Annotated in this window: 18 protein-coding genes; 12 read left to right on the top strand and 6 right to left on the bottom strand. The window is 61.3% G+C overall.

Going from position 1 to position 21,628, the window contains the following annotated elements; translation table 11 throughout:
- The first annotated feature begins 87 nt into the window (after window positions 1-87).
- On the top strand, window positions 88-2,799 hold the full coding sequence (aceE, locus tag OQE62_RS11035) for a pyruvate dehydrogenase (acetyl-transferring), homodimeric type (RefSeq protein WP_265722143.1): 2,712 nt from the start codon (window positions 88-90) through the stop codon (window positions 2,797-2,799).
- Window positions 2,800-3,102: 303 nt separating this feature from the next.
- On the opposite strand, the gene OQE62_RS11040 is transcribed toward aceE, so the two are convergent.
- The 3 genes from OQE62_RS11040 to OQE62_RS11050 all read right to left on the bottom strand — a co-directional run bounded on the left by OQE62_RS11040 (window position 3,103) and on the right by OQE62_RS11050 (window position 6,315).
- Window positions 3,103-4,935, bottom strand: a complete 1,833-nt coding sequence (locus OQE62_RS11040) for a M14 family metallopeptidase (protein ID WP_265722090.1) — start codon at window positions 4,933-4,935, stop codon at window positions 3,103-3,105.
- Between the two features lie 70 nt (window positions 4,936-5,005).
- Window positions 5,006-5,518, bottom strand: a complete 513-nt coding sequence (locus OQE62_RS11045) for a hypothetical protein (protein WP_265722091.1) — start codon at window positions 5,516-5,518, stop codon at window positions 5,006-5,008.
- Window positions 5,519-5,583: 65 nt separating this feature from the next.
- A complete protein-coding gene (locus OQE62_RS11050) occupies window positions 5,584-6,315 on the bottom strand; it encodes a pseudouridine synthase (RefSeq protein ID WP_265722092.1) in 732 nt (243 codons plus the stop codon).
- Between the two features lie 424 nt (window positions 6,316-6,739).
- Here OQE62_RS11050 and OQE62_RS11055 point away from each other — a divergent pair, with 424 nt between their 5' ends.
- Together OQE62_RS11055 and OQE62_RS11060 are read left to right on the top strand one after the other, a co-directional pair.
- Entirely contained in the window at window positions 6,740-7,948 is a 1,209-nt protein-coding gene (locus tag OQE62_RS11055; RefSeq protein WP_265722093.1) for an RtcB family protein, read from the top strand.
- A 93-nt stretch (window positions 7,949-8,041) separates the two neighbouring features.
- The gene (locus OQE62_RS11060) at window positions 8,042-8,212 is read left to right on the top strand and encodes a hypothetical protein (RefSeq protein WP_265722094.1); all 171 of its coding nucleotides are present in this window, start codon (window positions 8,042-8,044) and stop codon (window positions 8,210-8,212) included.
- Between the two features lie 8 nt (window positions 8,213-8,220).
- On the opposite strand, the gene OQE62_RS11065 is transcribed toward OQE62_RS11060, so the two are convergent.
- A complete protein-coding gene (locus OQE62_RS11065; RefSeq protein WP_265722095.1) occupies window positions 8,221-8,601 on the bottom strand; it encodes a YchJ family protein in 381 nt (126 codons plus the stop codon).
- Between the two features lie 173 nt (window positions 8,602-8,774).
- On the opposite strand from OQE62_RS11065, the gene OQE62_RS11070 reads away from it, so the two are divergent.
- From OQE62_RS11070 to OQE62_RS11105, 8 genes are all read left to right on the top strand, one after another.
- A complete protein-coding gene (locus OQE62_RS11070) occupies window positions 8,775-9,314 on the top strand; it encodes a TetR/AcrR family transcriptional regulator (RefSeq protein WP_265722096.1) in 540 nt (179 codons plus the stop codon).
- Between the two features lie 46 nt (window positions 9,315-9,360).
- Window positions 9,361-10,437 carry an efflux RND transporter periplasmic adaptor subunit gene (locus OQE62_RS11075; RefSeq protein ID WP_265722097.1) on the top strand — a complete coding sequence of 359 codons (1,077 nt, stop codon included), beginning with the start codon at window positions 9,361-9,363 and terminating at the stop codon, window positions 10,435-10,437.
- Between the two features lie 31 nt (window positions 10,438-10,468).
- Entirely contained in the window at window positions 10,469-13,570 is a 3,102-nt protein-coding gene (locus OQE62_RS11080; RefSeq protein ID WP_265722098.1) for an efflux RND transporter permease subunit, read from the top strand.
- A 186-nt stretch (window positions 13,571-13,756) separates the two neighbouring features.
- Window positions 13,757-15,160: a M14 family metallopeptidase gene (locus tag OQE62_RS11085; RefSeq protein ID WP_265722099.1), complete on the top strand. Its 1,404-nt coding sequence runs from the start codon at window positions 13,757-13,759 to the stop codon at window positions 15,158-15,160.
- A gap of 135 nt (window positions 15,161-15,295) precedes the next feature.
- Complete coding sequence (locus OQE62_RS11090; RefSeq protein ID WP_265722100.1) at window positions 15,296-15,847, top strand: GmrSD restriction endonuclease domain-containing protein; 552 nt, start codon at window positions 15,296-15,298, stop codon at window positions 15,845-15,847.
- A 60-nt stretch (window positions 15,848-15,907) separates the two neighbouring features.
- Entirely contained in the window at window positions 15,908-18,379 is a 2,472-nt protein-coding gene (locus tag OQE62_RS11095; RefSeq protein ID WP_265722101.1) for a DEAD/DEAH box helicase, read from the top strand.
- Between the two features lie 9 nt (window positions 18,380-18,388).
- Complete coding sequence (locus tag OQE62_RS11100) at window positions 18,389-18,637, top strand: hypothetical protein (RefSeq protein ID WP_265722102.1); 249 nt, start codon at window positions 18,389-18,391, stop codon at window positions 18,635-18,637.
- Between the two features lie 28 nt (window positions 18,638-18,665).
- The gene (locus OQE62_RS11105; protein ID WP_265722103.1) at window positions 18,666-18,971 is read left to right on the top strand and encodes a hypothetical protein; all 306 of its coding nucleotides are present in this window, start codon (window positions 18,666-18,668) and stop codon (window positions 18,969-18,971) included.
- A gap of 230 nt (window positions 18,972-19,201) precedes the next feature.
- Here OQE62_RS11105 and OQE62_RS11110 read toward each other — a convergent pair whose 3' ends face one another.
- Window positions 19,202-20,056: an SMP-30/gluconolactonase/LRE family protein gene (locus tag OQE62_RS11110; RefSeq protein WP_265722104.1), complete on the bottom strand. Its 855-nt coding sequence runs from the start codon at window positions 20,054-20,056 to the stop codon at window positions 19,202-19,204.
- 174 nt (window positions 20,057-20,230) lie between these two features.
- On the opposite strand from OQE62_RS11110, the gene OQE62_RS11115 reads away from it, so the two are divergent.
- Window positions 20,231-21,037, top strand: coding sequence for a helix-turn-helix domain-containing protein (locus OQE62_RS11115; RefSeq protein ID WP_265722105.1), 807 nt, complete (start codon window positions 20,231-20,233; stop codon window positions 21,035-21,037).
- Window positions 21,038-21,204: 167 nt separating this feature from the next.
- Here the strand turns inward: OQE62_RS11115 and OQE62_RS11120 are convergent, their stop codons facing one another.
- A complete protein-coding gene (locus tag OQE62_RS11120) occupies window positions 21,205-21,504 on the bottom strand; it encodes a DUF6471 domain-containing protein (RefSeq protein ID WP_265722106.1) in 300 nt (99 codons plus the stop codon).
- Window positions 21,505-21,628 lie beyond the last annotated feature (124 nt).

Genomic DNA, 21,628 nt, shown 5'->3' on the forward strand with positions numbered 1-21,628 from the left:
GCGCTCAACAGGCGTTGGCGCTGCCCGGCATCGGGTGTCGCCGGGCTGTTTCCACGAGTACCGAGCAGGGAATAGTGCACCGTGAATATGCCAATCGATCCGCGGGATTTCGCGGGGGAACAGGACCTGGAGCTGCAGGAGTGGCTGGAGTCGCTGGACGACATACTGCGGCACCAGGGAGGTGATCGCGCGCGGGAGATATTGCGGGCGCTGCAGGAGCGACTGGTCCGGGGCGGTGTGCCGCTGGAAGACGCACCGCTGAATACCCCCTACCGAAATACCATTCCGCTGTCCGAACAGCCGGCCTATCCCGGCAACCTCAAGCTCGAGCAGCGTATCGAGAACATCATTCGCTGGAACGCCATCGCCATGGTATTGCAGGCGGCCGACAGCGGTTCCGGTGTGGGCGGGCATATTGCCACCTATGCCTCTGCCGCGACTGTGCTCGAGGTGGGCTTCCATCATTTCTTCCGCTGTCGAAATGCGGAGTACGGCGGCGACCTGGTCAATGTCCAGGCCCATGCGGCGCCCGGTATCTATGCCCGGGCCTTTCTGGAAGGGCGGCTCAGCGAGCGGCAGTTGCAGAATTTCCGCCGCCAGTTGCAGCCGGGCGGCGGCCTGTCCTCCTACCCGCACCCGCGCCAGATGCCGGAACTCTGGCAGGCGCCCACCGCCTCCATGGGGCTCTCCACCCCCTCCGCCATCTACCAGGCGCGCTTCGCCAAGTACCTGGAGGCCCGGGGACTGAAGCCGGACAACGGCGGCAAGGTCTGGAATTTTATCGGCGACGGCGAGGCAGACGAGCCGGAAGTGCTCGGCACCATCAATATCGCTGCGCGGGAAAAACTCGACAACCTGGTGCTGGTGATCAACTGCAACCTGCAGCGCCTCGACGGCCCGGTGCGCGGCAACGGCAAGATCATCCAGGAACTGGAGCGCAGTTTCCGCGGCGCCGACTGGCAGGTGATCAAGGTCGTCTGGGGCAGCGGCTGGGACACGCTGCTGCAGAACGACCGCAACGGCGCGCTGCAAAAACGTATGGACCAGGCGCTGGACGGGGACTACCAGATGTACTCCACCCGGCCCGGCGGCGCCCAGCGTGAGCACTGGGTGGAAAACTCCCCCGAGCTGCAGTCACTGATGAGCAGCCTGACCGACGAAGAGGTCGGCGAGATCAAGCGCGGCGGCCAGGACCCGAAGAAGATCCATGCCGCTTTCGCCCGGGCCGCGGAGAGCAGCGGCAAGCCGACGGTGATACTGGTCAAGACGGTCAAGGGGGATGGCCTGGGCGAATCCACCCAGGGTAAAAATACCGCCCACCAGAAGAAACAGTTTTCCGCTGGGGAACGCATCAGTATCGGCAGGAAGCTCGGCATTCCGCTCGCCGACGAGGAGCTGGCCCGGGCCGGCTTCTATCGCCCGGCGGAGGATTCCGAAGAGCTGCGCTACCTGCGGGAAAAGCGCCGCGCCCTCGGCGGCGGCATGCCGTCGCGCCGGGTGGATTGCCCACCGCTGGCGGCGCCGGGCAGGGAACTGTTTGAAGAGTTCTACCGCGGCAGCGGAGAGCGCGCCCTGTCCACCACCATGGCGGTGGTGCGCATGATGGCAAAACTGATCAAGGACAAAGATGTCGGCAAATACATAGTGCCGATCGTGCCGGACGAGGCGCGCACCTTCGGCATGGAGGCGCTGTTTCGCGAGGCCGGTATCTACGCCCCCGGTGGCCAGAAATACCTGCCGGTGGACGCCGACAGCCTGTTGCCGTATCGCGAGGCGGCGGACGGGCAGATACTGCAGGAGGGCATCTGCGAGGCCGGCGCCATGGCCTCCTTCCAGGCCGCCGGTACGGCCTATGCCAACCACGGCATACCGACGATTCCGCTGTATATCTTCTACAGCATGTTCGGCTTCCAGCGGGTGGGCGACATGATCTGGGGCTGTGCCGACAGCATGTGCCGCGGCTTCCTGCTCGGCGGCACCGCCGGCCGCACCACCCTGAACGGCGAGGGCCTGCAGCACCAGGACGGCCACTCCCATATCCTCGCATCCACCGTGCCCAATATGCGCAGCTACGATCCGGCCTTTGCCTACGAGCTGGCGATACTGCTGCGCGACGGTATCGAAACGATGTACGAGCGGGGCGAACAGGTTTTCTACTACTTGACCGTCTACAACGAGAACTATCCGATGCCGGCGATTCCCGACGGTGCGCAGGGGCGCATCGAGGAGGGGGTCAGAAAGGGTATCTACCTGTTCCGCCCGGCGGACAATGTTGGGAGCGGGCAGCCGTCCGTACAGCTGTTCGGCAGTGGCAGCATTATGCAGCAGGTGCTGGAAGCCCAGGCGCTGCTGGTGGATCGCGGTATTGCTGCGGATGTGTGGAGCGTTACCAGCTATACGGAACTGGCGCGCGACGCGGAGCGGGTGGAGCGGCAGAAGCGGATGGCGCCGGAGGAGAAGCGTGTATCCTACCTGGAGGAGTTGCTCGGCCCCGTAGACGGGCCGATTGTGGCGGCGACCGACTATATGCGCGCGCTGCCGGCGAGTATCGCGCGCTGGGTGCCGGGGCGCTATATCACCCTCGGCACCGACGGTTTCGGGCTGTGCGATTCGCGCCGGCAGTTGCGCAAATACTTCGAGGTGGACGTCGCCAGCATCGCCTATGCGGCTCTGGCGGCCCTGTGTGACGAGGGTGAGATCAGTCGCGACCGGCTTCGATCGCTGGGCGATGAACTGGGCGTACTCGACGAATTTCCCCGGGCCGCAGAAGCGGAGTTTTCCGGCGAGATATCGATGTAGGTATCGATGCGGCACGCCGCCATCCATGGTGGGATCCTGCCCATCAGCGCCGCAGAAGTCGGGCACGTCGCTGCGTTCCTTCGCCCACCCTCCGGGGCCGTCATCCCGGTACCGGATCGAGTCCGGCATGACAAAACGATCCGGGACCCAGCGAAGGTGCCCCGGCGGCCTGGATTCCGGATCAAGTCCGGAATGACGATCATATGGAGTGAATACAGGACTCGTCCGCTGTTGAAGGAATCCGGACAACGGTTAATATAATTGTGAGACTCTCAATAACCTGGCGTTCTTGAACGGGGAACGTCAGTACTCCATCAGGACCGGGTACTTCAAATAGGCTTGGTCGAAATACGGGCTTCGCTGGTAGAAGAAGTCCATCCGAGCCCGCGGATCTTCCGCAAACGCTTTGTCCTGCAGCCGCTCTTCGAACGCCTTCTTCAGTCCCGGGTCCTCCTCCATCATCTTCTCTGCCAGCGGCACCAGCGCGTAGGGTTCGTAGTATTCGGTGCGCTGGAAAACCTGGTTGAAAAAGCCCCATTGGAAGAGGGAGTCCGGCCCGCGCGGGTCGAGCAGCGCCACGGCCAGTTTGCCCAGCGGCTGGTCGGTGCTGACTTTGACATAACCGCCGAGTGGAACTTCGATCTGCTCTTCGCTGAATTCCCCCTCGACCCGGAAATGGCCCTCGAAAGGGTTGTCGGCGAACTCGTGCCGGTCGACCCTGAATTGGGTCAACTCGGCTGAGTCACCTTCTGCTTCCGCCATTTCGATACCGTGCACTTTCAGCCGCTCCAATACCCGCGCCTCGTGTTTTGGCAGGTAGAAGGCTTCCGGAACCCGTACTTCGACGCCTTTGACGTTGTCGACATAGACGGGCAGGGACGGATAGTCCCTGGCCTGGCCCAGCCAGACTACCTGCTCGTCGCCGGTGATGGGGTTCTGTTTCTTTTGGTAGGCGATGCCCTTGAACGGCTCGTCTGCGTAGACGGACAGGTCCGGCTTGTCGTTACTGTGCCATTCCAGCACCTGGGTTTCGGGGCGGCGTTGTTGATCGCTGGTGATGGCTTTATCGAGGGCCTTGCCATCCTCCGCCAGCGCTTCCAGGGCGGCCTCGATCAGCACATAGGTCCCCAGCACCCGCTGGCGATAGGGTTTCAGGGAGTGGTTTTCCACCAGTACCGTGGGCAGGTGGCGCAGGTCTCCCAGGCCGTTGGAGAAGCGCGGCGGAGCCGTCCAGTGGTTGATGCCGTCGGCAAACTCCTTTGAATTCACACCGAAAATCAGCGGGCCGGGAATATGGCCCGCATCTGCCAGTGCTGTGTCCAGGTCTTCCTGCAGCCGGGTTTCCAGCCAGTTTGTGATGGCCGGTGAATCGGTGGCGAAGGAGCCGTTGTAGCCGTAGGTGATGTCGTACTGGTAGTCCTCGCCGTCGGTAACGTGGATATCCAGGTAGAGGCTCGGCCGGTAGTCGTTGATCACATCCATCACCGCCCGCAGTTCGGGGGTGTCGAGCTTGGTGTAGTCGCGATTCAGGTTGAGGTTGTTGGCGTTGCTGCGCCAGCCGGCGTTTTCCGGGCCGCGCTGGTTCATGCGGGTATAGAGACTGGCGCGTTCGTGGCCGTCGACATTGAGGATGGGGATGAACAACAGGTTGGCGTGCCCGATCAACTGTCGCAATGCTTTGTCGCCATTGACGTAATCCCGCAGCAGCATCAGGCCGGCGTCCTTGCCGTCGATCTCGCCGGAGTGAATACCGGCCTGTACCAGTAGGCTGGGCTTGCCGTTTTTGCCGGGATCACTGCCGCCCTCGCTCAGGGTCACCAGTTGGACCTGCCGCCCGCCGGCAGAGGTGCCGATGTCGCTGGCTTTGATAGCCGCACTGGCGTCGACCAGGCGGCTGATAAACGCCCGGGTCTGTTGGTAATCCGGTGTGGTGCGAAAGCCGTTAGCCTCTGCCGGCGTTACCCATTCGCCCTCGCGCACGATGCGTTTTTCGGAGTCGCCCTTCCAGGGAATCAGCTCTGGCAGTGGCGCCTCCGACGGTGTATCGCTGTGGGCACCATGGGAGATCAGGACGGCGGTAGCCAGCAGGCAGTGGACAATCAGGGTTGAGCGTATGTGATTAGAGATCTTGAGCATGGAACTGTGCTTATTGTTGTAAAACGGATGGGAGCATTTTGCGGCGTAATCTGTTTCAGCGCGGTAGCTTTCATCCGGCGCCCGGTTTTTCTCCGCCATTTTTGGTGTCGCCTCTCTCCGACCCGGGAGGCCGGCCGAATACTACTTTGTCGATATCGGGAAACTGTTTCAGGTTCAATGTGATCAGCGGACGCACCGCAGCAATGGTGGCCGAGATGCCGGCCCAGGCATTTTCATCCATGGCGAGCACGACATAGGCGGTGTTGTCGACTCGGCGAAAGTAAACCAGCTTTGCTGCCTGCGGTCGATTTTCCAGAATGGTCCGGGCGACCCTTTGTGTCAGGGCTGCGGCCACAGGCTGTTTCCCGGCCCTCTGGAAGGGACGTTTTACCATTCTGACCGAAGGGAAGGGGTCCTTTCCGCCCACCTGGGCGTATTCCGCCATCACTTGCCGGTATTCGGCGATGTCTTCGGGCAGGATGATTTGTACCTGTGTGCTGGCGTCGCTTTTGCCACAGGCTGATACCACCAATAAAAGTAATAATGTTACAAGCGTGGCTGTGCGGAGGGAGTCAGTCGTCATAAATCATATCCAGTAAAGGCTTCGCGCAACTATAAACGGGTTTTCCTACTGGTCTTATCTACCAGTCAGTGGTCCGGTAAATGCCAGTCGAAATCCCGGATCAGCGACATAAAGGGGCCCTGCGGCACTGCCACGAGGTCCAGGCGCTCACCGGTTTCCGGGTGGTCCAGTTGTAGCTGCAGTGCGTGAAGCAGCAGCCTGCCACAGCCGTACCACTCTGCAAAGAAACGGTTGTGCACCGACTTGCCGTACTTGGGGCAGCCGATCAGCGGGTGGTGGATATGCTTGAAGTGTCGGCGGATCTGGTGCCGGCGGCCGGTTTTCAGCTCTATTTCCACCAGTGAGTAGCGGCTGGTGGGGTAGCGGTCCACCGGGTAGGGCAGTTCGATGGTGTCCAGTCGGCGAAAGAGGGTGACGGCGGGCTGGTGGGGCAATTCCGCTTTGGGGCGTTTGCGCTGGTGCTTGAAATCGGCGACCGGTGGCAGGGGGTGGTCGATCAAACCTTCTTCGGGACAATAGCCCCGGCAGACAGCGATATATTTCTTTACCGTTTCATCGCCCTCCATCCGGGCCTGTACCCGCGCGGCGATTTCCCCGCTCTTGCCGAAGACGATGACACCGGAGGTGGGCTTGTCCAGCCGGTGGATGGGGTAGAGACGGCAGCCGACCCGATCGCGCAGGTACTGTAGCAGTACCCGCTTCTCGTGGCGGTCGATGTCGGAGCGGTGCACCAGCCAGCCCTCGGGTTTGTAGGCGGCGACGAGATACTCGTCTTCGAAGAGAATGTCCGGGTGCATACTGGTGACCTGTCGGCAGAAAACTGGTGCGGGCATTATTATAGGTTTAGATCGCTGAAAGAGTCAGAGTCTATCTTGTGCGGTAGGGAAAGGACGGGAATGCACTGTAAGAGCCTGCTTACACCCTACACCCTTTGTATTGACATTCTATTTTGGCTGGTTAAAATCGCCCCACTTTCCGAACAACCTCCCATTCCCCGCGCTCCGCGCCACGGTGGAATACAGACAAAAGGAGTACATGAAATGCGGTATCAAAATCTGACAATGCGTTTTACCTGATACACCTTTCATGTGCTTGCGCTTGAGAGGTAGCAGTGCCTTTCAAGCCAGAATTTCCAAAAGCCCTGGCTGATGCCGGGGTTTTTTATTTTCGGTTCCTGAAAGGCAGATTCTATAAATACGTGGAGAAATCCAGGGGTTCGTTATGCCTGTAAAAATGGTACTGAATGGCAATGCACCACCCGGCACCGTGCCGGTAAAGATCTACACCGGCGAGGTGGAGCACGCGGTATTGCAACAACTGAAAAACATCGCCCGGTTGCCCATCGTGCACTCGCACGTGGCGGCCATGCCGGATGTGCATCTCGGCAAGGGTGCCACAGTGGGGTCGGTTCTTCCCACGGTGAGCGCGATTATTCCGGCGGCCGTGGGGGTGGATATCGGCTGCGGTATGAATGCGGTGCGCACTTCGCTGCATGCGCACCAGTTGCCGGACAACCTGAAATCGCTGCGCAGTGCGATCGAGGCAAAGGTGCCTGTGGGCTTTGGTCGCCACAAGCTGATTAGCGCCCGGGAGTCCGCCTGCAAACAGCTGTCGGCGGGTGCGGATCGCCTGTTTGAAAAACACCCGGCGTTATTGAAAAAACTGCGCCAGCCGCAGCAGACCTGGGTTACCCAGCTCGGCACCCTGGGCGGCGGCAATCACTTTATCGAGATTTGTCTCGACGAGGACAATGCGGTCTGGGTGATGCTGCACTCCGGCAGTCGCGGTATCGGCAACGCCATTGGCCAACACTTCATCCAGTTGGCGAAAAAGGATATGGCCGGTCATAGGCACAATCTGCCGGACAGGGAGCTGTCCTATTTCAGTGAGGGGAACGGCCATTTCGATGACTATATCGAGGCCGTCAACTGGGCCCAGGAGTACGCGCGGGTCAACCGGCAGGAGATGATGAAGCTGGTGCTCGGCTGCCTGCGCGAGCAGCTGCCGGCGTTCACGCTGACGTCCGAGGCGATCAACTGCCACCACAATTACGTGGTGCGGGAGGAGCACTTCGGTCGCGATGTTTTCGTCACCCGCAAGGGAGCCATCAGCGCCCGGCGGGACCAGCTCGGCATTATTCCGGGCTCCATGGGTGCCAGGTCGTACATAGTGCGGGGGCTCGGCAACGCGGAATCCTTCTGTTCCTGCGCCCACGGCGCGGGCCGCAGGATGAGCCGCAGTGCCGCCCGCAAGCGCTTCAGGCGCAGCGACCTGGAAGAGCAGACCCGGGGTATCCAGTGCCGCAAGGACAGGGGCGTGATCGACGAGATCCCGGCCGCCTATAAGGATATCGACAGGGTCATGGAAAACCAGGCCGACCTGGTGGAAACGGTACACACACTGCGCCAGGTGGTCTGTATCAAAGGCTGAGTGGGAGTCGGTTGCACCGATTCGGCGAAGCTGTGGGCCATCGGGCCGATACCGGTGGCCATTATTTTACTGGCCAACCAGAGGAAACGAGGGATGAAAAAATCAAAACCCCGCAACCACGTTGCGATGAATCCGCTGCTGCGCAAGGGCGGCGCCCATGTGCGAGCCAGGTCCGGCAAGCGGTTTGCCGACAAGCAGCAAATGTTGAAGGCGGCGCGGGAGTGGAAAAGCTCCCGCGACTCCCTGTCTCTCTGTTTCCAGTAGGCCCCGCCCTAAGGCCAGCCCGGCAGCGGTTCCACATACACCCAGCGCTTTTTGTACAGCTTGAACAGCGATATCTCGTGCATTGAATGTTCGATATCGTTCTGCAGATACCACGCCCTGAATTCCACCACCGATTTCTTCAGCCCCTGTTTGCTCCTGATGACTTCCAGGCGGGTCCACTGTGCCTCCAAATCAGACGGGGCCAGTTCCGGGCAGATGTCCGGGTGCCAGGTCTTGCGCAGGTAGGGGGCATCGCCACGGGCGAAAGCGCAGAAACGGCTGCGCATCAGCGCCTCGGCCGTATTGGGGTAGGCCCGGCCGGACAGGTAGAGGTCGCAGCATTCATCCAGCGGTTTGCCCGAACCGCAGGGGCAGGCGGATTGTGACATCTCGTCTCCGTTCAGTTGCTTGCCGGCGCATTTCACGGCTGGGGAGTGTAACCGCATTCGGTGGGGCAATGCGCATCGGTGTGAACAGCTGTCGCCGGCATTGACCTTTGATGGCATGCTGCTAACATACCGTCCAGTTGGTCGGTTTTGACCATTCAGAACCGGAGAGTCACATGTCCAAAGTCGACAAAGACAGCATCATTCGCGCCGCGGAGGACGTGGTGCGGGAGCGCGGCGCCCGCAAGCTCACCCTGGATGCGGTGGCCGAGAAGTGCGGCCTGAGCAAGGGCGGGCTGCTGCACCATTTCCGCACCAAGCAGTCCCTGTTGAAAGCCATGCTCGAAGCCGCAACGGCGCGGGAGTCGGAGTTGACGGCGGAGTTCGTGGCGGCCGGCTGCGGCGCGGCGGGTGGCACGCTTTACGCCCGTATCGAGTCCCTGTTCACCCTGATGGAGGATGACGAAAGCCTGCCGCGCTCACTGATTGCCGCCGTGGCGGAAGACCCGGCGCTACTGGAGCCGATCAAGACCAGGGAGGCCCTGATTCGCCGCGAGGTATGCGAATCCTCCAGCGATCCGGAGCTGGCCCAACTGCTGCTCTACGCCGCGCGGGGCCTGTTCCTGGGGCGCGTACTCAATGTCATGGAGCCGGACGACCCGGTGTACGAGCGCCTGCATGCGCGCCTGCTGGAACTCTGCGCCGATATCGACTGATCCGCTGTATCCCCTCAATCCCAATCAAGTTTTCCGGAACCTGAATATGAAACTGTTCGGCACTGTCCGTTTACCGATGATCCCGCTGTTGGCGGCTGTCGCACTGATTGCCGGCTGCTCCGAGCCCGGCGCGGATCAACAACAGCAGCAGGAACGCCAGTGGCCGGTCAAGGTTGCCCGGGTTTCCAGTGCCGACGGCATCAGCCAGCGCCGGTTCGCCGGCCGGGTAACGGCGGTGCAGACCGTGGATCTGTCTTTCCAGGTGGGGGGGAAACTGGACCAGCTCAAGTTTCGCGAGGGCGAGGTGATTCCCGAGGGCCGGCTGGTCGCCGCCCTGGACGATCGCGATTTCCGCCGCCGGGTCAAGGAGGCGCGGGTCAACCTGCAGTTGCTGGAGAAGACGCTCGAGCGGCAGCGCTCGCTCGCCGAGCGCAATGTGATTTCCCGGCAGCAGCTGGACGAGACCCAGACCAACTACGACCTGGCGCAGGTCACGCTGGAAAATGCCGAACAGGATCTCGCCTATACCCGCCTGAGTGTGCCCTTCGATGCGCTGGTCACGCGACAGCTGGTGGAGAACTACACCAATGTGCAGGCCGGGCAGGGTGTGGTACGGCTGCAGAATGTCTCGGAGGTACGGATCCAGATTTCGGTACCCGAAAAGCTGCTGGCCAAGGTCCACCGGGAGTGGGTGAAATCCATCACTGCCAGCTTCGAATTCCTGCCGGGCCGCGAGTTTCCGCTGGAATACCGCGAGCACCAGGCGGAAGCGGACAGTGTTACCCAGACCTATATCGTCGAACTGGGCATGCCGTGCCCGGAAGGGGTGCAGATACTGCCGGGCATGACGGCGCGGGTGAATCTGGAGCTCGACGACAGCCGCCGCGACACCTGGATTCCACTCGCCGCGGTGCAGACTAGCGCCGACGGCTCGCCGTTTGTCTGGCAGATCAACGAAGACCATTCCGTCTCCAGGTTGCCGGTCACCCTCGGCCGTACCGATGGTGAACAGGTGCTGGTGTCGGCAGGCGTGGAGCCAGCCATGAACCTGGTTGCCGCCGGCGGCCAGCACCTCTACGAGGGGGCCAGGGTGCGCAACTACACGCAGCAATCCACACCGTAAATTCCGACCCGGTAACAAGTGGAGCAATGTCTTGAAGATTTCTGATGTATTCATCCAGCGGCCAGTGTACAGCTGGCTACTGATGTTGATCTGCCTGGTCGGCGGCCTGTGGGGCGTGGCGGATATCGGCCGCCTCGAGGACCCGGCGTTCACGATCAAGGAAGCGCGGGTTTTTACCGCCTTTCCGGGCGCCGGTGCGCGACAGGTCGAAGAGGAGGTGACCGAAAAACTGGAGGTGGCTATCCAGCAGATGGGGCAGCTCAAGCGCCTGACCTCCACATCCCGTCCCGGCATGTCGGAAATCCGCGTGGAGATCAAGGACCAGTACGCCGCTGAAGAGCTGGCCCAGGTCTGGGACGAGCTGCGCCGCAAGGTGCGGGATGCCCAGGGGCAACTGCCGAGTGGCGCCGCGGTGCCGGTGGTCAACGACGATTTCGGCGAGGTGTTCGGGATTTACTACGCCGTGACCGGCGAGGGTTTTTCCCTGTCGGAAATGCGCGAGATCACCAAGGTGATCCGCCGCGAACTGCTCACAGTGGAGGGCGTCGCAAAGGTTTCCCGCTCCGGCGTGATCGACGAAGTGGCCTACCTGGATATCGACGAATCGCGCCTGGCCCAGATGGACTATTCCCTGGACGACCTGGCCCAGGTGCTGCAGTCCGAAAGTACCACCCAGCCAGTGGGTGAAGTTGACGGGCGCGACCTGCGCACGCGCATCGTAGTGGACGATCCGGCCAGCAGCGAAGAGGCGGTGGGCAATATCCTGATGGGTGTGCCGGGTTCCACGTCGATGCTGGCGGTGCGGGATATTGCCGATGTCTCCCTGGGCTACGATGAGAATCCGGATTTTATCGCCCGGTTCAATGGCGAGCCAGCCATCCTGATCGGTGTGGCGGGAGCGCAGAACACCAACATCGTGGATGTGGGCAAGGCCGTTGAAGTCAAGCTCGAGCAACTGGAGCAGGGCCTGCCGCTGGGTATCGAAGTGCACCCGGTGTACGAGCAGCACCGGGTCGTGGAGCACAGTGTCAACGGCTTTCTGTTCAACCTGATTTCCTCGGTGGTGATCGTCAGCCTGGTTCTCTGCCTGTTCATGGGCTGGCGCTCCGGTGTGGTGGTCGGCACGGTGCTCGCGCTGACCGTGCTGGGCACGGTGTTGATCATGAACCTGATGGGGCTGAGTCTGCAGCGGATTTCCCTCGGTGCGCTGATCATTGCCATGGGTATGCTGGTGGACAATGCGATCGTGGTGGCCGAGGGCATGTTGATGGGCGTGCAGAACCGGGAATCGCCCCGACACGCTGCCGGCCGGGTGGTGCGCCAGACTTTCTGGCCGCTGCTGGGCGCCACGGTTATCGGCATTATGGCCTTCTCCGGCATCGGCCTGTCCCGGGATGCCACCGGCGAATTCCTGTTTTCCCTGTTCGCGGTGATCGGCATTTCCCTGCTGCTGAGCTGGGTGCTGGCGATTACCGTGACGCCCTACCTCGGCTATCATCTGTTCAAACCGAATGCGGAGGGCGATTCGGGCGATCCCTACGGCGGGCGTTTTTATCGCATCTACTCCCGCGCACTGGCCGGTGCCCTGAAACACCGCGGCCGCACGGTGGTGGTGCTGCTGGCGGTTACACTGGTGAGCTATTTCGCCTTCGGGTTTGTAAAGCAGGGCTTCTTCCCGAACTCCAATGCGCCGCTGTTTTACGTGAATTACTTTTTGCCCCAGGGCAGTGATATCGACCGTACTGAGGCTGCACTGCAGGAGGCGACCGAATTCCTGCAGGGGCAGGATGCGGTGGTTTCGGTAACCTCGGTGGCCGGCCGCGGTGCCGACCGCTTCATGCTCACCTATGCGCCGGAACCGCCGGCCCCTTCCTACGGCCAGCTGATAGTACGCACGGAATCCCGCGAGCAGATCCCGGCACTGATCGAGAGGGCAAAGTCGTCGTTGCGCAATGCGCACCCGGAAGCGCTGATCACATTCAAGCGCCTGGTATTCGGGCCCGGGGGCGGTGCCGATGTGGAAGTGCGGGTCTCCGGCCCGGACTTTAACACCCTGCGGGCCAGGGCCGCTGAAATGGAACAGCTCTTCCGCGAGAAAGGATTGCAGGAGGTCCGCCACGACTGGCGCGGGCGCCAGCCGACCGTTCGTGTGCGGCTCGATGACGAGCGGGCGCGGGTCGCCGGTGTGACGGCCGCAGATGTCAGCCGCACCATCCAGTTTGCCACCGCCGGTTATCGCGTCGGCGATTTCGAGAGCGGCGACCGAATCATTCCGATCATCGCGCGCCTGCCCGAGGGGGATCGCAACCGCGTGGGATCGCTGGAGGACCGCCTGATATGGAGTCCCAACGAGCGGGGCTATATTCCCGCGGGGCAACTGGTGGACAAATTCGAGACAACCGCGGAAGAGGGACTGGTACAGCGGCGCAACCGCGTCCCCACGATTACCATCAGCGGCGACGCGCCGGAAGGTGTTACCGCCATGGCGGCTTTCGAGCGTATTCGCGCTGAAGCGGAGGCGTTGTCGCTGCCTCCCGGCTATCGGCTGGAATTCGGCGGTGAATACGAGCGCTCGTCGGATGCACAAAAATCTCTCGGCAAGGGGCTGCCGGTCGGCTTCCTGATCATGGTGCTGGTTTCGGTGCTGCTGTTTGGCACTGTGCGCGAGCCGGTGATCATCTGGCTGGTGGTGCCCATGTCCCTGGTGGGCGTGGTGGTGGGCCTGCTGGTTTCCGGCCTGCCGTTCGGCTTTATGTCGCTGCTGGGGGTGCTCAGCCTGTCGGGCATGTTGATCAAGAACGCGGTGGTGCTGGTGGATGAAATCGAGATACAGACACGCGCGGGCCTGCCGCGCCTGAGCGCCATCCAGCGCGCCAGTGTCAGCCGCCTGCGGCCGGTGTTCCTGGCCGCGATAACCACGATTCTCGGCATGTCGCCCCTGTTGTCCGACGCCTTCTTCGCGGATATGGCGGTGACCATCATGGGTGGCCTCGGCTTTGCCACGGTACTGACTTTGATCGCGGTGCCGGTGTTCTACGCGATTTTCCATCGAGTGGGGCAGGGTGAAGTGGAGGACAGTCGCGCGGACGGCAAGCGGGAAGGGACCCGCCGGGAGCAGCCGGAGCCGGCCTGAGTGCTGGGCGGCATCCGGTAGGTGCGGCTGTGGGGTGGTGGTGTGCCCCGTGCCGGCATGGCGCTTATGGCGGTGGGAGCCAGTTGTTGTATTGAGGAATTTGTCATTGCATTATTTTTGCCAATGATTGAATATTTTATTCCTCCACCTGCTCCGGCTGATACAACAACCATAACCTGATCAATCATGCACCAACGAAGAATCGCACTCAGTTCCTTTTTCCTACTCCTGCTGAGCGGCAACGCGCTCGCCATGGCCGATCCCCAGACTTATGCTGACTACCGGCAGCCGGGGCTGGACAAACCCTCCATCAGGCAGGCGGACATGCTGCCGCTGATCGACCGGTGGCAGTCCTCCCCGTTGCTCGATGTACGTGAAATCGCCCGCTCCTACGAGGGGCGGCCGATCTATCGCATCGGGATAGGCCGCGGCGATACCCGGGTCATGCTCTGGTCGCAGATGCACGGCGATGAACCCACGGCCACGGCGGCACTGTTCGATCTCTTGAATTACATCACTGCGCCGGAGCAGGCGGACTGGCGTGCCGGCTGGATGGACAAACTGTCGCTGGTGATCGTGCCGATGCTGAACCCGGACGGTGCCGAACGGGATATTCGCCACAACGCCCAGAGCTTCGACGTCAACCGCGATGCCAAGGCACTGCAGTCGCCGGAGGGGCGCGCGCTGATGGCGCAGGCGCGATCGTTCAAACCGCATTTCGGTTTTAACCTGCACGACCAGAATCGCCATTACGGTGTCGGCGACAGCGGAAGAATGGCAACCATCTCCGTGCTGGCGCCGCCGTTCAATGAAGCGCGAGAGGTCAATGACAGCCGGCGATATGCCATGCAGTTGATTGGTGCCCTGGCCGGGGTAGTGGAGCCCGTGATCGGCGGTCACCTCGCCAGGTACGACGACACCTACGCCTACCGGGCCTTTGGCGATACCTTTTCCGAAATGGGTATCAGCACCATCCTGATCGAATCCGGCGCCCACCCGGACGACCCCAACCGCCAGGTGGCGCGCCGCATGAACTTTGAAATGCTGGTGGCCGCCATCGACAATATCGCCAGCGGCAGTTATCGCGAAATACCGGAAGCGGCCTATCGGGAGATTCCACTCAACCGCGACGATGCGATCGTGGATGTCAAGATTCGCGGAATGAAGACACTCGATGGCGATGCCGGCTATATGACCGACCTGGCGATCAACCGGCGCGGCGATACGGCTTCGGTGATCGATGTGGGAGATCTGTCCAATCTGCACGGTGCTTTCAGCTTCGATGCCAGTGATTGGCAGTATGTCGCACCGGAAGGCTTTCAGTTGGAAGAGGGCGAAAAACTGGTGCTCGACGATGCGCGCTATCTCGAACTGCTGCGCCAGGGGTATGGCTATTTTGTCGGCGACAGTGACGATATCCGTATCGACACGGATTGGCCGGTGGTGATCAATCCCGCGCAGCCGCAATCGGAAATTCCGCAGCGCCGGCGCGGCGCCACCTTCCTGTTGCGGGACGGGGAGGGCATAGGCGCGGCGGTGCTCAATGGCCACCTCGTCGAACTGAGATCGCTGTTGGCTCCGAAGGGCTGAACTCTTTTGTTACAGAACTTTGCGCAGGGCCCACTGGTGCCCCTGCACAAGGCCGGGCAACAGAGTGAATTGGTCGATATTCCATTAAATTAATATTATGTACGATTGTGCCAATCATTGGTTGGTAGTAGTCGTATGTGTATTCGATCAATCCCCGCTCTGTTTGTTGGCTTTTTCCTTGCTTTTTCCCAGCTTCCGGCACTGGCCGCCGATTACGATCGCTCGGAATGGCTTCCGCGCTGGTCGGATTTCGATGGCGACTGCCAGGACACCCGCCACGAACTGCTGATTCGCTATTCCCTGGCGCCGGTGACCTACACCCGCGCCGATAACTGCCGGGTGGCGACGGGCCTGTGGCTCGATCCCTACACCGGAAAATTCTACAGCGATGCCTCGGACCTGGATGTGGAGCATATCGTGCCGCTGAAGTGGGCCCACGAACGCGGCGGCGCCCACTGGAGCCGCGAACGCAAGCGGCAGTTTGCCGAGGATTCGGAGAACCTGTGGCTGGTGGACGACGGCCGCAACCAGAGCAAGGGACACCGCGGCCCCGATGAGTGGATGCCGCCCTACGCACCGGCCTCCCGCGTCTATGTGCGGCGTTTTATGTCGATCGTGCAGAAGTACGGTCTGCAGCCGTCGCTGGTGGAGGCCGGTCGTTTCCGGGCGCTGGCGGCCGGTTCCTGACTGTTGCGGCCTACTGAATCCGTATAGACTGCGAGCGCAGTTTTCAATGGGTGCGCCAGCATGAAGCCAAGCACGTTGATCGAGTATTTTCGGCGCTGTTACCGGGCGGACAGTTACGATCTGTCGATCTCCAATATCGAGAAAATCCGCGGCGACCGCCGCCTGTTTATCGCGGACGAGGATGCGCTGGCCAGCGGCAGCCTGCCGCGAATCCCCCTGGTCGATGCCTCCGCCGCCGAGCTGCTGGAGCAGGCCGACAGCTACCGCCGGGAAAAACGCCTGGTATACGGCTGTTTTATCGTCACCGGCCGGGTGGCCGGCAGCGGTTTTGGCGGGCGGCGCAAACTCTGTGCGCCGTTGATCTATGCTCCCGCCACACTCTACCGCGACGAGGATATTTTCCTCGAGGTGGATGCCTCCGATGTGCGCGCGAACCTGCCGCTGCTGCGCCTGCTGTTGAAACCGGATGTGGATTCCTCGGTGGTGGACAGTTTCCCGACACCGCAGTGGCCGCTGGGCTCCAGCCAGATCACCGCCATGGGGCAATGGCTGCGGCAATATACGCAGTTGCAGGAGATCGAGGAACTGGGTCGCTGGCCGCGGCTGCAGGGTGCGGACGCCGTTGCAGAGCGGGCCCGGACACAGGGGTTGCGGCTCACCTCGGCGTGCAGCCTGGTCCTGGCGGACCGTTCGAAGAGCGTTCGCGGTGTGCTGCACGAGCTCACCCGGTTGGCGGAGGACGAAAATTACTCCGCTCCCCTCGGCCTGTTGCTGGGGCAGGGCACCGGTGGCACCGCGGCCGGCGCGAGTGCGCCGGAAATGCTGCCGGAGTCGCTGAGCGAGGCGCAGGTGCGGGCGCTGCACAACGCCGCCCGGCAGCCGCTCAGCCTGGTATCCGGCCCGCCCGGTACCGGCAAGAGTTTCACCATTGCCGCCATGGCCATCGATCGCATGTTGCACGGCGAGTCGGTACTGGTGGTGTCCAGGACCCCACAGGCAATCGATGTTGTCAGCGGCAAGCTCAAAACCGATTATGGCCTCGATGCCGGCTACGTACACGCCGGTGAGCGCGGCTTCCTGCACAGCCTGAAGGCACACCTGGATAGCCTGCTGAAAGAGGGCGTGGAGCCGCCGCGGGAAGCGGCGGACGATCTGCGCGCGGAACTCAAGCAGACCCGTCGCCAACTCCGCCGCGCGGAGCGGCGCTTTGCCCGCGCACTGCGCGCCGCGCGCCGATTGGGATCGGACCGGCTGCCCGCCTGGCTGGCGGACATTGTCGGTGCGCTCTACCGGCCGCTGCTGGATAACGACAGCCTGTGGGGGTTCCAGAATTCCATCGGCAACTCGCGCCGGCGCTTCGAGCGGCGGGCCGCAACTTATCTCAACGCCTGTCGGCTCGAGCGCCTGGCCGCGCTGCTGGATCGGGAAAGGGGCAACCTGTCGCTGTTCAACCAGGCCCTGCGGGCGCGGACCTCCCGGCGGCAGGCGGAGCGGTTTGGCAAGACGAACTTCGATGTAATCCTGCAGGCCTACCCGATCTGGCTGGTGGGGCTGGACGAGGTCAGCCGGGTATTTCCGTTCGACCGCCAGATGTTCGACCTGGTGATCTTCGACGAATCCACCCAGTGCGATATCGCCAGCGCGCTGCCGGCGCTACAGCGGGCGAAGCGCGCGGTGGTGGTGGGCGACGGCAAACAATTGCGGCATGTGTCCTTTCTCTCCGCGAAAAGACAGGAACGGCTGTGGCGCAACTGCGAGCTGCAAGGGGAGCTGCCGCCCCGCTACAGCTACCGCGACCAGTCGCTGCTGGACCTGGTGTCCGACGCCATCGGCAGCCAGCGCGCCGTGACACTGCTGGATGAACACTACCGCAGCCGGCCCGAGCTGATCGCCTTCAGCAACCGGCATTTCTACGGCGCCCGCCTGAAAGTGATGCAGGCGAGGCCCGGCGCTTCGGATACCGCGGCGCTGGAGTTCCGTCGCGTCGACGGGCGCAGAAGCGCTAGTGGCCGCAACGCGGTGGAGCGGGATGCGGTGCTGGAGGCCTTGCAGCGCCATATCGACCGCTACCGCGCTTCGCCGGTGAAGCCTTCGGTGGGGGTGCTGTCGCCCTATCGCGACCAGGCCGAATATCTCGACGGGGCGATACGCAAGGCGTTTTCGTCGCAGGAGCTGGCCGATTTCTGCGTGCGTGTGGCCACGCCCTACGGTTTCCAGGGCGAGGAGCGCGACCTGATGCTGCTGTCCCTGTCGATCGACCGGGACACGATTCGCGCCGCGGCCTACCTGAACCGGCCGGATATGTTCAATGTGGCGGTGACCCGGGCCAAGGAGCGCCAGTTGGTCATTCACTCCATCGATGGCGGTGACCTGCCGCCGGACAACCTGCTGGGTCGCTATCTGTCGTTCGAGCACGGTGGCGGCGATTCCGGCGACCAGCGGGATTTCCTGTGCCGTTTTGCCGCCGAGGTCAGCGAGGCCCTCGCCGAGGATGGCGTAAACACCTGGATCGGTTTTACCGTCGCCGGCTAGGAGATCGACGTGGTGTGCGAGCGGGGTGGCAGGTTGGTCGGTATCGACCTGATCGGTTACCCGGGGGAGTTTGCGGAACACTTCGGTGTGCAGACCTACCAGGCGCTGCACCGGGCCGGTATCCATGTGGTGCCGCTGCCGTACCGCAACTGGCAGCGGGACAGCGCCGCTTGCCGGGCGCGGTTGTTGGGCCTGTTGCCGGAGAGGGGAGAGCGGAAAGAGGAAAGTCGTGCCACAGCTGCTATGCTTGAGTCGTAACGAGTGTAGAAGACCCTTGGGTGCGTTTATGAGGCAGTGGTTGCTTGTCGCCGGACTGATGTTGCCCGTTTCGCCGCTGGTGCTGGCCGTCGACGATACCACCGGCTCGCAGACGGAGCAGGGGCAGAGCCCCACGTTGAGCTTCTGCCAGCAGCGCTTTTACGAAGAGGACGATGGCCGCCTGAAATGCAACTGGGCGGTCAATTTCAACTTTGCCTGTTTTGTGTCCTATCCCTCCAACAAAGTGATCCAGGCCGGTGCCAAAATCTCCGAACCGGAAGTGGTGGGCGAGTGTGATGACGGCGAGCCGATCATCAAGCTGTTCCATTACTAAGAGCATCGCGCTAAGAGCATCGCGGTTTCCCGCCTCGATCGGCCCATTAGTGGTCCATGCGGTAAATTCTGTAACACTATCTCTTCGCCTCAGGCCCCAGTGCTGCGTTGAAAAAGCTTGAATTAGCGCTGCCAGTCCTGCGCTTTTTCGTCTTGCCCTGGAACCTGTGGCTGTGAGCTAGAGTCACCGAATTTACCGCATGAACCACTAGGGAAAGTAACAGCTGGCGTCTACAGCGGCATTTTCCACGCAACGACCTGGTCATCCATCATCATTGGTGCATAGATCACCCGATTGCCCGAGCCGCCGATATCTGCCAGGCCGGCCTGCAATTGCAACACCTTGCGCCGTTCGTTGTTTTCCAGACGATAGAGTTCACCGGAGATCCAGTCGCTGGCATAGAGCCGATTGCCGTCGGCGACAATGCCATCGAGGTTGCCCAGTTGATAACCGGTGGCCAGGGGTGTCAGGGTCTCGGATTGGATACTCAGGCGATACAGGGTCCCGGGCGTCTGGGTGGAAAAATCGTTGTTCATACCTTCCCCCCAGTTGGCAACCAACAACTCTCCCTCGTGCCATAAGACCCCGTTGGGATGCGGCAGTTGCGGATGACTGAACCAATGCTGGAAGCTGGCTTGGTGCAGGCGATAAAGAGCACCTCCCAGTAAATCGGACACGTAGACCGCGCCGTTTTCAGCCACCGTGACATCATTCAGCATTTTCGCCTTCGGTGCCCGGTAATGCTTGATGACTTTTCCTTGCTGCAGATCGATCACATGCAAGGTCTGCATGTCTGCCACATAGAGACGTCCCTCGGCTATCGCCATTCCCTTGGGTGCATCGAACCCTTTGAGCCACTTCCGGTTGACAACCTGGCCATCAACCGTCACTCGGCTGATGTACCCCTTACCATTCATTTCTTTCGGCTGTCCGTTGATATTGCTGATGTACAGATAGCGGCCATGCGGATCGGCGGCCACCGATTCCGGCTGGTCCAGGTTGTTGACCTGCCAGAGCGGGACTGGCCCTGCGGTCTCGGCTGGCGTAAAAGCGGACCATGCCACGCTGATGGACAAGGCGGCCATGATCCCAAACCTGCTAACGACTTTTCTCACTGTACTGTTCTCCCTGGTAAAAATCGGTTTGATTCCATGAATATCGATTCACGCCGGGAAGCATATCGAATTGGGTTCCTGGTGCAATTTGAACCCAATTGAGTATCATAATTTAATACCTAGCTGTTAAAGCCGGATCATCTCATGAGTGAACAACGACAGCGCAGTAGCCTGTTCGGCGCCCTGAAACAGGTTCTGAAAGCCCAGGGTATTCGCTATCGCGACCTGGCCGACCTGATGCAGACTTCAGAGCCGACGATAAAACGGCTGTTCCAGGACCAGGACTGTAAACTGAGCCGCCTGATCGATATCTGCGATGTGCTCGGTATCAGTTTCAGCGACTTAATGGAGTTGGCCTCCAAGACACCCATCGAGCCCACTACGCTTTCACTGGCAACGGAACAGGCGCTCGCCGCCGACCCGGGGTTGATGGCGTTCTTTATGCTGCTGGTCAGCGAAATCAATCTGGAGGCGATTGCCCGCCAGAACCAGCTGTCGCGCAGTGACCTGTATCTTTACTTGCGGGAGCTGGAAAAACTGGGCTTGATCCGGCTGGGTAGAAACGACTCCATCCACTTTGCCGTAAAGCGTCCGATCCGCTGGCGGCTGGACGGCCCTCTGCACCACACCCTGGTCCGTGTGAATCAGCGTTTCGTCAAAGAGGCTCTGTCCAGTCACGGTACTGGCCACTTCCCGTTCTATTCCGCCAGTCGACTGTTCAGCGAGTACAGTATCAGGCAGTTGAATGAGGAGGTGGGCCGCCTTTATCAGCGGTTTCAGCAGCAGGCGGCCCTGGACCAGATGTTCTATCCCGTAGATCAGTTGACCCCGTTCAAGATGGTCAGCACCATCGCCCCTTTCGATATCCCCCGGTATTTTTCCGTGCCGAAATTCAACGAACGCCAAGCTCCAGCAGGGGCAATTCTGGCAACGACGCAACCGGAAAGCTGAATCTCCCCCTCCAGTCAAGGTGATCCAGGCTGGGGCCAAGATCTCGGAGCCCGGCGTGATCGGCGAGTGCGGTAACGGCGATCAAGCGGCTTCAGTACTCAGGCGCATTGTGGTTAATTTGAGCATATTGATCACTTTGTGATCAGGGGCGGGGTGAGGGGAGTCCGCTACTTTTCTGTCGCCTGCTTTTGCAGTTCGCGCGCCTGTTTGAGAATATCGGGCATGGCGCTATCCTCCACCCCGAGTACGTCGATGATGGCCGCCAGCAGGTCGGCGGAAAACATGCACTTGCTCACTTTGCTGCGCAGGTTTTCCGCCGTTACCGAGACGCCGCGCTCGGCCAGCGAATTGGCGAGGTCGCTGTAGCGTACGCCCTTGAGGGCCATCGAGGCGCGCACATAACGGGCGATGGCCTGCTTGTACGGGGTCAGTGCGCGCTGGTTTTCCAGACTTTGTTTGTGGTCCATGTTCATCCTCTTGCAGATGTGACCCATAATAGCCTTGTGTGGTTTATTTGCAACAAAGGTGTGGCATGAGCTATTGACGGCCAAAAAATTACTGTTATATTTGTGACTGATATTCCACATAAAG

The organism is Microbulbifer halophilus (assembly GCF_026183675.1).
In the GTDB taxonomy this organism is placed as follows: domain Bacteria; phylum Pseudomonadota; class Gammaproteobacteria; order Pseudomonadales; family Cellvibrionaceae; genus Microbulbifer; species Microbulbifer halophilus.

Bases quoted from the DNA above. Each gene is read 5' to 3' on its own strand.
- OQE62_RS11090 (WP_265722100.1), top strand. From the start codon at position 15,296: ATGTGTATTCGATCAATCCCCGCTCTGTTTGTTGGCTTTTTCCTTGCT.
- OQE62_RS11060 (WP_265722094.1), top strand. From the start codon at position 8,042: ATGAAAAAATCAAAACCCCGCAACCACGTTGCGATGAATCCGCTGCTG.
- OQE62_RS11110 (WP_265722104.1), bottom strand. From the start codon at position 20,056: ATGGCCGCCTTGTCCATCAGCGTGGCATGGTCCGCTTTTACGCCAGCC.
- OQE62_RS11070 (WP_265722096.1), top strand. From the start codon at position 8,775: ATGTCCAAAGTCGACAAAGACAGCATCATTCGCGCCGCGGAGGACGTG.
- OQE62_RS11115 (WP_265722105.1), top strand. From the start codon at position 20,231: ATGAGTGAACAACGACAGCGCAGTAGCCTGTTCGGCGCCCTGAAACAG.
- OQE62_RS11120 (WP_265722106.1), bottom strand. From the start codon at position 21,504: ATGGACCACAAACAAAGTCTGGAAAACCAGCGCGCACTGACCCCGTAC.
- OQE62_RS11055 (WP_265722093.1), top strand. From the start codon at position 6,740: ATGCCTGTAAAAATGGTACTGAATGGCAATGCACCACCCGGCACCGTG.
- OQE62_RS11040 (WP_265722090.1), bottom strand. From the start codon at position 4,935: ATGCTCAAGATCTCTAATCACATACGCTCAACCCTGATTGTCCACTGC.
- OQE62_RS11065 (WP_265722095.1), bottom strand. From the start codon at position 8,601: ATGTCACAATCCGCCTGCCCCTGCGGTTCGGGCAAACCGCTGGATGAA.
- OQE62_RS11095 (WP_265722101.1), top strand. From the start codon at position 15,908: ATGAAGCCAAGCACGTTGATCGAGTATTTTCGGCGCTGTTACCGGGCG.
- OQE62_RS11050 (WP_265722092.1), bottom strand. From the start codon at position 6,315: ATGCACCCGGACATTCTCTTCGAAGACGAGTATCTCGTCGCCGCCTAC.
- aceE (WP_265722143.1), top strand. From the start codon at position 88: ATGCCAATCGATCCGCGGGATTTCGCGGGGGAACAGGACCTGGAGCTG.
- OQE62_RS11075 (WP_265722097.1), top strand. From the start codon at position 9,361: ATGAAACTGTTCGGCACTGTCCGTTTACCGATGATCCCGCTGTTGGCG.
- OQE62_RS11085 (WP_265722099.1), top strand. From the start codon at position 13,757: ATGCACCAACGAAGAATCGCACTCAGTTCCTTTTTCCTACTCCTGCTG.
- OQE62_RS11045 (WP_265722091.1), bottom strand. From the start codon at position 5,518: ATGACGACTGACTCCCTCCGCACAGCCACGCTTGTAACATTATTACTT.
- OQE62_RS11105 (WP_265722103.1), top strand. From the start codon at position 18,666: ATGAGGCAGTGGTTGCTTGTCGCCGGACTGATGTTGCCCGTTTCGCCG.